The organism is Pradoshia sp. Z5_111 (genome assembly GCF_058267535.1).
The window spans coordinates 317,822-331,332 of record NZ_JBZCPQ010000003.1 but is presented as its reverse complement, the minus strand read 5'-3'; the positions used below and the strand labels follow the sequence as shown (position 1 = coordinate 331,332).

Annotated in this window: 9 protein-coding genes; 8 read left to right on the top strand and 1 reads right to left on the bottom strand. The window is 40.0% G+C overall.

The features are described from left to right. The first annotated feature begins 101 nt into the window (after window positions 1–101). The gene (locus AC4D4A_RS08540; RefSeq protein WP_490995503.1) at window positions 102–695 is read left to right on the top strand and encodes a competence protein ComK; all 594 of its coding nucleotides are present in this window, start codon (window positions 102–104) and stop codon (window positions 693–695) included. A 16-nt stretch (window positions 696–711) separates the two neighbouring features. Here AC4D4A_RS08540 and AC4D4A_RS08535 read toward each other — a convergent pair whose 3' ends face one another. Next, on the bottom strand, window positions 712–1,086 hold the full coding sequence (locus tag AC4D4A_RS08535; protein WP_066101681.1) for a YhjD family protein: 375 nt from the start codon (window positions 1,084–1,086) through the stop codon (window positions 712–714). A gap of 211 nt (window positions 1,087–1,297) precedes the next feature. Here AC4D4A_RS08535 and AC4D4A_RS08530 point away from each other — a divergent pair, with 211 nt between their 5' ends. The 7 genes from AC4D4A_RS08530 (at window position 1,298) to addA (ending at window position 13,440) form a co-directional block, all read left to right on the top strand. Continuing rightward, on the top strand, window positions 1,298–1,909 hold the full coding sequence (locus tag AC4D4A_RS08530; RefSeq protein WP_490995502.1) for a TVP38/TMEM64 family protein: 612 nt from the start codon (window positions 1,298–1,300) through the stop codon (window positions 1,907–1,909). 100 nt (window positions 1,910–2,009) lie between these two features. Beyond that, on the top strand, window positions 2,010–2,129 hold the full coding sequence (locus AC4D4A_RS08525) for an RAxF-45 family protein (RefSeq protein WP_490995501.1): 120 nt from the start codon (window positions 2,010–2,012) through the stop codon (window positions 2,127–2,129). 130 nt (window positions 2,130–2,259) lie between these two features. Continuing rightward, window positions 2,260–4,155 (top strand): ribosomal protection-like ABC-F family protein, encoded by a 1,896-nt coding sequence (abc-f, locus tag AC4D4A_RS08520; RefSeq protein WP_490995500.1) that lies wholly within the window; start codon window positions 2,260–2,262, stop codon window positions 4,153–4,155. A gap of 199 nt (window positions 4,156–4,354) precedes the next feature. Beyond that, entirely contained in the window at window positions 4,355–5,422 is a 1,068-nt protein-coding gene (locus AC4D4A_RS08515) for a beta-carotene 15,15'-monooxygenase (protein WP_490995499.1), read from the top strand. Window positions 5,423–5,454: 32 nt separating this feature from the next. Continuing rightward, window positions 5,455–5,868: a GNAT family N-acetyltransferase gene (locus AC4D4A_RS08510; RefSeq protein WP_490995498.1), complete on the top strand. Its 414-nt coding sequence runs from the start codon at window positions 5,455–5,457 to the stop codon at window positions 5,866–5,868. A gap of 359 nt (window positions 5,869–6,227) precedes the next feature. Next, window positions 6,228–9,707, top strand: a complete 3,480-nt coding sequence (gene addB / locus AC4D4A_RS08505) for a helicase-exonuclease AddAB subunit AddB (RefSeq protein WP_490995497.1) — start codon at window positions 6,228–6,230, stop codon at window positions 9,705–9,707. Further along, the gene (addA, locus tag AC4D4A_RS08500) at window positions 9,700–13,440 is read left to right on the top strand and encodes a helicase-exonuclease AddAB subunit AddA (protein ID WP_490995496.1); all 3,741 of its coding nucleotides are present in this window, start codon (window positions 9,700–9,702) and stop codon (window positions 13,438–13,440) included. Before addB ends, addA begins: the two co-directional genes overlap by 8 nt. Window positions 13,441–13,511: the final 71 nt, after the last annotated feature.

Below are 13,511 nucleotides of genomic sequence, written 5' to 3'. Positions count from 1 at the left end.
TTTGGGTTAAATTTGAAATTTTGGTGAATAAACCAATTATTTCGAAATATTATGTTATATTGAAATTGTAGTAATATTGTAGGATCTATAAGGAGGAAGCCATGGAAAAGAACGTGATAAGCAGGAGAGAGGATTACGAAATAAGTCCATTTACATTTGCTGTTGTTCCAGTAGAATATGGATCGAAAACGTATTCTAAAGTGATTGAATTTGATGAAGAAATTTTAGTACCTTTTAGACCATCTGAAGTAGTAAAATCCAGCTGTGATTATTTTGGAGCTGATTATCCTGGAAGATGTCAGTCGACGAAAAAGCTCCTTGGTATCTCGCATAAAGTGCCGATATCGTTAGAACCGGCTAATCGCCTATTCTTTTTTCCTACTACATCTCCTGCAAAAGAATCGTGTATTTGGCTTTCTTATGAGCATATTGTATCCAGAGTTAAGATTGATGCGACTAAAACACAAATCAATTTTCATAATAAACAATCTATCGTTGTTCCGGTTTCCTATAGTATTATTGAAAATCAGATGCTCAGAACTGCGATGTTGAAGTCGAAGCTGCTTCAAACCTTAGCAGAGACGGAGCGAAAGACACATTATTTATATAATGCTATGCAAGTTAATGATAGGAATTCAGATTTCCAAACAAAGCATGTTTTGATGCATTCATCAAATAGTTATAAGGAAGGTTGATGCATACTTATTGCTGTTAATTTTTCAGTTGGTCAGTCCATTGCTTCAAAAAATAATACTCCAGTAATTCCTGTACTTTATTTCGAATGCGGGGATTGAAATAATTATGGTATTCCTCATAGCCCTTATACAGAAATAAAAAGGAGGTGAATGATTCGTCTCTTTTTGTTTCTTCCACTTTGAGTTGATGTGTCCTCATATAGTGGCTTGCTTGCTTCAATTCCGCTTGGACCTGTTTCATGGTTTCATCAATTAATAATATGTATGGTTGTTTTAATTTTAGGGGCGATGCTTTTACCACTTGAAGGTCTCGGGCAAGGACGGTGAGGACCATGGGTAGATAGATCGCTTTTTCCATTATATTGCGCTCTTCTGTAGGGATGCGGGTCATGTAAATCGCGTCCTTTCAATGTCTGTAAAAAACGAACATATGTTCTTAAATAGAATAATCGCTTTTCACATTTTTGACAAGTTTATTTTCTAACTAATTCTCTCCTTACAGCAATCTGATATAATAGGGGTAAGGATTGTTTCAATCTAATGTATATGGGGATATTTATATAGTATGGACTGAATTTGTTATTTGTTTGTGAGGAGAGACTATGGATCTTAATTGGTTAACAGAATGGCTAACATTGGAGCATTTAGCCGAATTAATAAGTGATTATAGAAACTTAGGTCCCATTCCGGGATTGCTGCTCCCGTTTGTTGAAGCGTTCCTTCCTTTTTTGCCTTTGTTTGTTTTTGTGACGGCTAATGCCAATGCTTTTGGCTTATGGATTGGTTTTCTTCTCTCCTGGACAGGTGCTGTCGCTGGTGCAATGGTTGTGTTTTATTTGTCCAGAAAATATGGAAAGAAAAAAGCCCTTTCATTTTTACATAGACATTCGGCTGTGCAAAAAGCGATGCTCTGGATCAACCATCATGGATTTGGCCCGTTGTTTATCTTGCTTTGTTTCCCATTCACTCCATCTGCGATCGTAAATATTGTTTGCGGATTATCTGACATTAGTCCAAAACAATATATGCTTGCTGTCTTTGCGGGAAAATTGGTTATGATCTTTACTATTAGTTATATTGGCCATGACATTATGTCTTTAATTCGCGAACCAGTTAAAAGTATTATTGTGGGTATCGTCATTTTCCTTTTGTGGCTAGTAGGCAAGCAAGTAGAATTGCGTTTGAATCGGGTGGAACAGAAGGACCATTCGTAGAATGGAAGAATATCTGTGAAGAGTGTAAAAAAGCGGTTGTTAATAATTAACTGAAAGTTTATAATTATAACTAAATTATTCCATTGAAGGAGGTGTAGAGATGAATCGTTCTGTGAAGGTATGTTTGCAATGGCTTGAAAACTTGTCATTGATTCGTGCCATTTTTCATGTGCAATTTCGTCAAGGGGGTAGTCTGCCCTTTTTAGGAAATTTCATATGAAAAAAGAACGATAATAAGTCTCTATACCCTTGATAGAATAGAAATTCAAAAGCCATGGGGAAGTCTTATATCGACTTTCCCATGGCTTTTTTTCATGTACAGGGTATGGGCGTGAGAGGGGTTTATGCACATGATTGTATGCAGTGTACAGCAAATTGAAAAAAACTATGGCGGAACAAAGCTATTTGAAAATATTACGTTTGAGATCAAGGAAGGAGAACGAATTGGATTCGTTGGTCGGAATGGCTGTGGGAAATCAACAATTCTTAAAATGATAGCAGGTGTCGAAACAATTGATGAAGGGGCTATTCACATTAAAAAGGGTGCAGCATTGGGCTTGCTGTCACAAATCCCTGACTTTACTGATGGCACCACGGTATATGAATGCTTACAATCTGCTTTTAGCCATATGATTGGGCTGAAGGAGAGACTGGATAAACTTGAGCATAGTATGGCTGTTGAAACTAATGAAAGCTCATTGGCTCGCAGTATAGAACAGTATGGAGAAGTTCAGGAGCAGTTTGAACGGCTTGGCGGCTATGAGATGGACAGCACGATTATGAAGATAGCCAATGGGCTGATGCTCGATTCGATGCTCGATAAACGTTTTGTTTCCTTAAGCGGAGGTGAGAAAACAAAAGTCGGTCTAGGGGTGCTGCTCCTGCAGAAGCCAGATCTCCTATTGTTAGATGAACCAACCAATCATCTGGATATTGGTGCAGTTGAATGGCTTGAAGGATTCCTCGAAGACTATGATGGGACAGTCCTAATTGTCTCGCATGATCGATTTTTCCTAGATCGAACGGTTAAGAGGATTTTAGACTTGGACGATGGAGAGGTATTCGTATACGAAGGAAACTACTCTGAATTCGTGCAAGCAAAAGAAAAACGGCTTCTGGAAGAATTTAATCAATATAAGGAACAGCAGAAGAAAATCAAAAAAATGAAGGAAGCGATAAAACGGTTACGCGAATGGGCCAATCAGGCGAATCCGCCGAGTGAAGGATTGCATAAGCGTGCCCGCAATATGGAACGTGCCCTAGAGAGAATGGAGAAAATTAAACGGCCCATTTTAGAAAGGCGTAAAATGGACCTCGATTTTGACCAATCAGAGCGAAGCGGTAAAGATGTTCTGCAGCTTCATGGAATTACGAAGCGATTTGGTACGCAAACATTGTTTGAGAATATGGACCTGTTTGTACAATACGGTGAACGAATCGCGATTGTTGGTGCTAACGGCACCGGGAAATCAACTATTCTTAAATTGGCTCTGAATGAGATTACACCTGACGATGGAGAGGTTAAACTGGGCAGCAATGTGAAGATTGGATACTTGTCTCAACAGCTATTTCAAGAAGGAAAAGACATGACCGTTCTGGAGGCCTTCCGCCAAGAGGTCCATGTTACAGAAGGGGAAGCCCGTCATATTCTGGCCCGGTTCCTTTTCTATGGTTTTCAAGTCTTTCAAAAGGTTGAGAAATTAAGCGGGGGTGAGCGTATGAGATTACGACTCGCTCAGCTAATGTATAAGGATATTAATTTATTGATACTGGATGAACCAACGAATCATTTGGATATTGATTCGAGAGAAGTGCTGGAAGAGGCATTAAGTGAATTTCCGGGAACTATTATTACGGTTAGCCATGATCGATACTTGCTGAATAAGCTGTTTCAAAAAACATATTGGCTACAAAATCGGACATTACAGCTTTATTTAGGGAATTATTCTTGGGCGAGAGAGCATATGCTTGCAGATATGTTGCAAGGGAAACAAACAAGTCAATCGGTGACTCGGAGTCAGAGTAATGTGAAGCTTGTACACCATGTAATTTTGAACGAGACTTACGAATCACTGGAGAAAAAAATTGATAAGGTGGAACATCTTTTATCAGATATCATTCGTGATATGGAGAAAGAGACAGCATTAGAAGCACTTCAGCTACTATATGTAAAAAAGAAAGAAGCAGAAGAGGTACGTGATGGACTTTATGATGAATTGGAGCGGTTAGATTGTGAGAGCATATGACCTAAAATAAATCAAATGAGGTTGAAGAGACGGCAAGCAATGATTGCCGTCTTTTCTTGCTTTGAAATAGAAGTGTGCAGGATAAAAATGGGATTTGTAGAATAAGATTGTTGTAGGCGAAATGATGATATTTCTATTTTTAAATACATATAGACAGTTAGGAAAAAGTCGAATTGTTTCGGAGAAAGGTGTGAAAACAGTGATTGTGAAAAAATCCTTATATCGAGATTTTTTATTGATTATGTTGTTCCTGCTTGTTCTAATCTCTAATGTTTGTTTATATCGTACAGCATTTGGAGTTGAAATTTTACAATACAATCCAAATGGTGCAGTGGTAGGCTCCATATTTGATTTGGCATTTGTTTTACCGGTTTTATTTATGGCATGGAAGAAAAGCTGGGGATGGAAAAATATGATTTTATTGGCTGCCAGCGGTCTCATTTTAGTACGCTTCCTAATTCCAATGGAATATTTGGCGCCATTTGAATCAATCACCTGGGCCGGCTTTCTGATTGAAGGCTTATTAGTATGTTTTGAAGTGCTGCTCATCGTTACATTGTTCAAATATATGCCGTACATTACCCGTTCTGTTAAAAATAGTCCACTCCCAGTTGTTTTTTCATTCCCGAATGCTGTTGAGCAAAAAATGAAAAAAACGCCTGTTATTATTCAAATGATCTGTTCAGAAATGCTTATGTTTTATTATGCTTTTGCAAGCTGGAACAAAACGGTGAAGCTGGGCGAAAATCAATACACCTTGCATCAAAAATCAAGCTATATTGCTTTCCAAGTGATGTTGATTCACGCGATTGTTTTTGAAACCGCAGCAATTCATTGGTGGCTGCATGAAAAATACTTTCTATTGTCCATGATCTTACTCCTTCTTAATATATACTCGGTCATTCTTTTTGTGGCAGATATTCAGGCTGTCCGTTTGAATCCCTTAAAGATTACGGAGGACCGTATGTATATTTCGCTTGGATTAATGAAACGTATGGAAATAAAGTGGACAGATATTGAATCCATAATTGATGAACAAGAACAACTTAAGCAAAAAGTTACTGAAAAGACGGTTGAATTCATTTACCGAGATTTAGAAGAAGTTTATCCAGATGTTATTTTAAAATTAAAACACCCTGTTCAAGCCACTCTTATAATGGGTATAAAGAAAGAATATGAACAAGTTGCGATTCGAGTAGATGAACCAGAAAGATTCAAGGTTATTCTGAGAGAAAAGGTCACATTAGATAGGGATACTAATCATTAGGAGTAACGATAAAAAAGGCATTGGGGGATATCATGATTCACATAGAGAATGGGCAGCCCATAGAAATCCGCAAATATAGTGAGCAAGACTTTGTTTCTATAAATAAGCTGAATGCGGAAGAACAATGGACAAACTTGGTTGCGGGGAAAGATAAAACAAAGCAAGCCTGGAACAATTCCAATATTGCATTTGTAGTACTCTCAAAAGAGGAAATTATCGGATATATTAGGGGCTTTACTGATAGACATGTCACTCTCTATATTTGCGAACTTTTAATCGATAAAAGATATAGAGGGCTAGGGATTGGTCAGTATCTGCTAAAGTTTGTACATGGATTGTATCCCTCTACGAGAATAGAGATGCTGGCAAGCGGTGAATCTCAATCCTTTTATAACCAAATCGGTTACAGACCTTTTTATGGATTTAGAAAAACATTTGGTGAATAATTTTAGTCATCTATTTTCGTTTTTTTGAAAAGTTTAAAGTAAGGATAGCGCCTAATAAAATGCCTAACAAATATAAAGTGAGAGCATAGAATTCAATAATGATACTAACCAAAAACAATGATCATCAATCCAGATGGTCATTGTTTTATTTTTCTTGTCGATTGTAATTTTCATATTAGTGCCTATTTTGTCTTCTCCTTCTTCCCTCGTTTCCTGTGATATATAACAAAAACTAATCTTCTATTCACCATTAAAATAAACCATTTTTTACAATGCTGGGATATAGAGTCAATTGAAGAGAAAACGCCATGAATTATGATAAAATAGAGAGATAGATATAAAGGGGGGAGGCACATTTAATGTCTTTGCAATTTTATATTGGAAAAACAGGTACAGGTAAGACTGAGACTATTTTAAATGACATTAGGACCAAGCTGGAGAGTGATCCGGAAGGTTCTTCGATTATATATATTGTTCCAGATCAGATGACTTTTCAAGCTGAACTGGAATTGATTAATACACCTAATCTGGGCGGGATGATACGTGCCCAAGTGTTTAGCTTCAGCCGTCTGGCTTGGAAGGTTCTTCAAGAAACAGGCGGTATGGGCAGGCGGCATTTAAATAATGTCGGTGTTAATATGGTGATCCGCAAAATCATGGAGGAAAAGAAGGATGAATTAAAAACCTTTCAACGTTCCAGTGATAAGCAGGGCTTCATTACACAGTTAAGTGATTTGCTGAAGGAATGTAAGCGATATTGCCTGACTCCAGAGGAAATGCTGAACCAATCAGATGGAAAGGTTTCACCGATTTTACGGTCAAAGCTTGATGATTTATCCCTTTTATACAATGGATTTGAGCGTGAATTAGAAGGTCAGTACGTAGATTCAGAGGATTACTTTACTTTATTAGTAGAAAAGATGCCTGAATCAGCTTACCTTCGCGATGCTGAAATTTATATAGATGGATTTTACAGCTTTACAGCCCAGGAATACGGCATTATGGCAGCTCTAATGCAACACTGCAGGAATGTGACGGTTTCGTTGACATTAGATCAGCCCTTTAAAGAATGGGCGCCTGATCCACTTCATTTATTCAGGATGACAGGGGAAACTTATTTTGATCTATACCAGATTGCGCTCCAAAACGGAGTAAAGGTGGAGGAGGATCGTTTATTTAAGGAGCCGCATCGATTTATTCAAAATAAATCCATGCAGCATTTGGATAAATGGTTTGCCAACAGACCGGCACCAGTTTACAATCAGGAGCCGAATTTTGAATTTTGCCCGGCTGGTAACAGAAGGGCAGAGGTGGAAGGAATCGCGCGTAAGATTTTAAAGAGTGTTAGGGAAGGATATCGATACAGAGATATCTTTGTATTAATGAGAAATAGCCAGGAATATGCTGAAGTGGTGGAAACCGTCTTTATGGACTATGGCATTCCTGTCTTTATCGACCAAAAGAGACCTATGCTTAATCACCCTTTGATCGAGCTTATTCGTTCTACGCTTGAAGCCGTAACGAATAATTGGCGTTATGAACCGATGTTCCGTGCTATAAAAACAGACCTTTTGTTTGATAAGAATGCCTATATACCAAAAGAGCGTGAGAGTGCTGCTCTGCTAGAAAATTACGTATTATCCAGAGGCTATTATGGTGACCGATGGAGTAAGAAGCAGGGATGGAAGTATAAAAAAAATCGCGGTCTTGAACTGGTGGCCAGTGTCCAGACAGATGAAGAGCTGAAAATGGAAGCGTTGCTGAATGAAACGAAGGAACAAGTGGCAGAGCCCATCCGTCGACTTGCAAATCGTTTTAAAAAAGCAACATCCGGAACGGATTATGCTCAGGCTTTATACATGTATTTAGATGAGCTTGATATACCGGAAAAGCTTGAAAAAATGGCTAGAAGCGATGAGCAGGAAGGCCGACTCATCCATGCAACAGAGCACGATCAGGCATGGAATGGTGTTATGGAGTTGCTGGATCAATTTGTAGAAATTGTTGGGGACAGGCCGGTTACGTTAAAGAATTTTGGTGCAATCCTAGAAAGCGGGATTGAAACACTGAACTTCTCTTTAATTCCACCTTCCCTTGACCAAGTAGTCGTGACCAATATGGATTTATCGCGCCCTCAAAATGTAAAGATTGCTTTCATAGCAGGCTTAAATGAAGGCGTGATACCTTCTAAAGTAAGTGAAGGGGGAATCCTTTCAGATAAGGATCGAGAAGCACTGCAGTCTTCGGGAATAAAGATGGCACCGACATCAAGCACTAAGTTGTTGGATGAGGAGTTTGCTGCATACAAGGCATTCCTGCTGGCATCCGACTATGTATATTTTTCTTATCCACTGGCTGATGACGAAGGAAAGCAGTTATTGGCTTCATCTTATATGAAACGAGTTAAGGATTTATTTGGTTCAGTAAAAGAAACCTTCTTTGTGCATGATCCGGCTGAAATGAGTGATGAGCTGCAGCTGGAGTATGTGGTTCAGACTAGAGCAACGCTGTCATTCCTGGCGAGCCAGCTTCAACAGAAAAAAAGGAATTATCCGGTATCCCCTGTTTGGTGGGATGTATATAACGAATATGTTAAAGACGGCCCGATGAAGGATCAGGCAGCCTTTGTTCTTTCAGCGCTTTCGTATCAAAATAAAGCGAAGAAAATCCCTGACCAAAAAGCGGTTGAATTGTATGGAGATACAATCCAGGGCAGCGTGTCGAGAATGGAGCTATTCAATAGCTGTCCATTTGCGCATTTTTCCTCACACGGCTTAAAGCTTAGGGAACGGGATATCTACCGTTTAGAAGCTCCTGATATCGGAGAAATGTTCCATGGTGCTCTGCAATGGATGACGGAACAAATCATCGATCGCGGGACAAGCTGGGGAGCTTTATCACGGGAGCAATGTATCCAATTAGCCAGAACGGCTGTAGAGGTAATGGCGCCGAAACTGCAGAATGAAATCCTATTATCTTCCAATCGATTCCATTACTTAAAAAGGAAACTCGAACAAATTGTGGCGAGAGCCTCAATTACTTTAAGCGGCCAGGCGAAAAACAGCCAATTTTCACCGATTGGGCTAGAGCTTGGATTTGGCCGGAGAGGTTCATTGCCTCCACTGACCTTTGAGCTTAAAAATGGAACAAAGATGGAACTGGCTGGACGGATTGATCGGATTGATCAGGCGAAGACAGATGATGGAACCTATTTGAGAATCATTGATTATAAATCGAGCTCGAAGGATTTAAACTTCACGGAAATCTATTATGGAATCGCCTTGCAAATGCTGACATACCTCGATATCGTGGTCACACACTCACCACTGTTGGTTGGGGAACAGGCTAAGCCTGCAGGTGTCCTGTATTTCCATGTTCACAATCCATTAATTAAAAACAATGGAGTTTATACGTTAGACCAGATTGAACGTGAAGTCTTTAAAAGCTTTAAGATGAAGGGATTGCTATTAGGGGATGACCAGGTTGTTAAAATGATGGATAGCGATTTGGAGAATGGGGAATCCCTGATTGTACCCGCAGGATTCAAGAAGGATGGACATTTTACGGCGGCTTCACGGATTGCAAGTGAAGGAGAGTTCTCTCTTTTAAGCCGGCATGTGAAGAGAATGTATGCCGATACAGGTAATGCCATTACGAGCGGTGTGGCTGATATCAAACCATATCGTTTGCAAAATAAATTACCATGCACCTTCTGTAATTTTAAAACAGTTTGCCAATTTGATCCTTCTCTTGAAAGCAACGAGTACAGAGTATTTAAACCGGCTAAAAAAGAAGAAATCTTTGAGGCTATACGGGAGGAGGAAGAAGATGATGAATAACCGTAAACAAATTCCCGTAAAACCGGCAGATGCTTTATGGACAGATGACCAATGGAAAGCTATCACTGCGGATGGAAATGATATTCTAGTAGCGGCTGCGGCCGGAAGTGGTAAAACAGCTGTACTGGTTGAGAGGATTATCAGGAAGATTATTTCAGAGGATAACCCTCTTGATGTGGATCGTTTATTGATAGCCACCTTTACCAATGCTTCAGCTGCTGAAATGCGCCACCGTATTGCGGAAGCACTGGAGAAGGAAATTAAAAAGAATCCGGACTCCAGACATTTACGTAAGCAGCTCAGCTTGCTGAATAAGGCGAATATCTCAACCCTTCATTCCTTCTGCTTGGATGTAGTTCGGAGTCATTATTATTTGTTGGACATTGATCCCGGTTTTCGAATTGGGGACTCAACGGAAATCGAATTAATTAAAGATGAAATTCTTGAAGAAGTATTGGAAACACAGTATGGAATATCAGATAATGAGCCGTTTTTCAGGCTTATCGATGCATTTACGGATGACCGCAGTGATCGTACGATTCTCGAAATTATCCGAGTGCTAGATGATTTTTCACGGTCCAATCCCAATCCTAAAGAATGGCTGGAAAGCCTTGCGGATATGTATGAGATAGGGGAACATACCAGAATTGAGGATCTGCCATTTTATCCAGTCTTGAAATTTGATATCATGATGCGCCTAGCTGCAGCTAAAGAAATGATCCATGAAGGCTATCAATTAACCTTGCTGCCTGATGGTCCAGCAGCCCTGGGCGAAACATTTAAATTAGACGAAGAGCTTATTCACAAGTTATCAGAGTCTATTGAAGCAGATTGGCAGTCAATGGCAGATGCATTTTCAGCGGTTAGCTTTGCCAAAGCAAAAACGATTCGCAAGGGAACCTGTAATGAGGACTTGGCAAAGCAAGCCAAGAAAATGAGAGATGATGTTAAGAAGTTGCTGAATGGAATTTCGAGCGATTTATTCTTCCGGAAAGCAGATAGCTTTTTAAGGGATATATCAGATATGAAGCCGTATGTGGTGACACTTGCCGAGTTGGTCACAGCGTTCCAAAAACGATTCCTGGCAGAAAAGCTTGAACGTGGGATTGTTGATTTTTCCGACTTGGAGCATATGGCGTTAGAAATTCTGGGGACTTATGAGGATGGAGCATTAAAGCCAACAGATGTTGCGTTGGAGTACCGTGATAAATTCAAAGAGGTACTGGTCGATGAATATCAGGATACTAATATGGTGCAGGAAACAATCCTTCAGCTTGTCACACAGGACGGTGAGTCAACCGGCAATATGTTCATGGTTGGGGATGTTAAGCAATCAATCTATCGATTCCGCCTGGCTGAGCCTAATCTATTCATGGGGAAATACAGCAGATTTTTAACAGAGCCGATAGATACCGGAATGAAGATTGATCTGAATAAAAATTTCCGCAGCCGAAGTGAAGTATTGGCAGGTACGAACTTTTTATTTAAACAATTGATGGGTAAAACGGTTGGTAAAATTGAATATGATGAACCCGCTGAATTAAAAAAAGGAGCAGCCTATCCTGAGGATGAAGAGTACCCGGTGGAACTTTATTTGATTGATAAATCGGCAGAAGGAGCTGGTTACGGATCTGAGGATGATGACGAGGCAGACGAAGATCTTGAAACGGTATTGTTGGAAGCTAGGCAAATGGCTGAATTAATTAAACAAATGATTAATGAACGCCGCAAAGTGTATGATGCCAAAACGAAAACATACCGGAACATTACCTATCGGGATATTGTCATCTTGCTGCGTTCCATGCCATGGGCTCCTCAAATTATGGATGAATTCAGAGCGCAGGGTATCCCGGTTTATGCGGATCTTTCTACAGGATATTTTGAGGCGACAGAAGTAGCTATTATGATCTCTCTCCTGCAAATTATTGATAATCCATATCAGGATATTCCGCTTGCATCCGTGCTGCGCTCTCCTATCGTGGGGCTGGATGAAGAAAACCTGTCGGATATCCGGATTACCCTGCCAAAGGGGCAATTCTATGATGCGTTAAAGGCCTATTGCCAGAACGGTTCATTTGAAAAATACGGTACTGTCTATTTAAAAGTGAAGCGATTCTTTGATTATCTTCACGAATGGAGAAACCAGGCGCGTGAGGGAGCACTGTCCAGTTTAATTTGGCAGCTGTACAGGGATACTGGCTATTATGATTTTGTTGGCGGTATGCCTGGTGGTAAACAGAGACAGGCCAATTTATTGGCCCTATATAATCGGGCCAGACAATATGAAGAAAGTTCATTCAGGGGAATTTTCCGCTTTCTGCGTTTTATCGATCGTATGAGAGAAAGGGGCAGTGATTTGGGTGCGGCGCGTGCCCTCGGTGAACAGGAAGATGTTGTCCGGATTATGACCATTCATAAGAGTAAGGGACTGGAATTCCCTGTCGTGATTCTGGGTGGCTTGTCTAAAAAGTTTAATCAAATGGATTTAAAACGTTCCTATTTAGTGGATAAGGATCTGGGTCTTGCATTTCGATATGTGAATCCGGAGTTAAGGATCACGTATCCATCCTTACCGCAGATTGCCTTTAAAAAGAAGCAGCTCCTTGAAAATATTGCGGAAGAGATGCGCGTTCTGTATGTTGCGTTAACCCGTGCAAAAGAGAAGCTGTACTTAATCGGAACACTCTCAGATGCTGAAAAATCGTTTAAGAAGTGGTCTGCCTATGAGAATAAAGAAGGCTGGCTTCTACCTGATTATACAAGGGCAAATGCCACTTCTTATATGGACTGGATTGGTCCGTCTCTAGTGCGGCATCGTATCTTTAAAGAAGGGGCAATCGCCAGTGATTCACTTGCTGAGATTGCCAGTCATCCATCAGAATGGCAGGTACATGTCCGAAAATCGAATACGTTGCAATCAATTACAGAGGAAGAAAACCTTGAAAGTAAACGATTATTTAAATCAATTGAACAAATGGAACCAATTGAGGTAGAGTCTGAGTTTAAAGAACGGGTCAGGGACCAAATGGAATGGGATTATCGATTTAAAAGCTCGACAACTGGGCGTTCTAAACAGTCTGTGTCCGAATTGAAACGATTAAATGAATCAAAGGATGAATATAGTGCAACTGATTTGGTTCGGGCGACCTTTAAACGGATGAATTTAAAGAGACCGGCTTTTATGCAGCAAAAAACAATGTCACCTGCAGAAAAGGGAACGATGATGCATTTAGTGATGCAGCATTTGGACTTTACAAAGCCAGTCACGGAAGTGTCTGTTCAGACGTTACTGGAGTATTTGGTGATGAAGGAATACGCTACGAAGGAACAAGTCAGTGAGATAAGAACTGACCAGATTTTGAGCTTTTTTGAAAGTGAATTGGGTCAACGCTTGCAGCATGCCCAAAAAATACGCAAGGAAATTCCATTTACAATGGCACTTCCTGCACATGAAGCATATCAGGATTGGCAGGATGGCGACGAGAACATTCTTGTTCAGGGGATAGTGGATTGCCTATTTGAAGATGAGAATGGGCTTGTACTGCTTGACTATAAAACAGACGCGATAACAGATCGATTTAAAAATGGATTTGAAGAAGCTGAGCCTGTATTAAAAGAAAGATATGAAAAGCAGATTCAGCTATATACAAGAGCGATTGAACAAATCCTGAAAAGAGAAGTATCAGAAAGATATCTGATGTTCTTTGACGGTACACACGTACTGAAGCTTTAACTGCTGAAGGCGGCACATTTGGGCGGGAAACCGTGCAGTTGTGTCGTCTTTTTTATATTTTCACTTTCGAT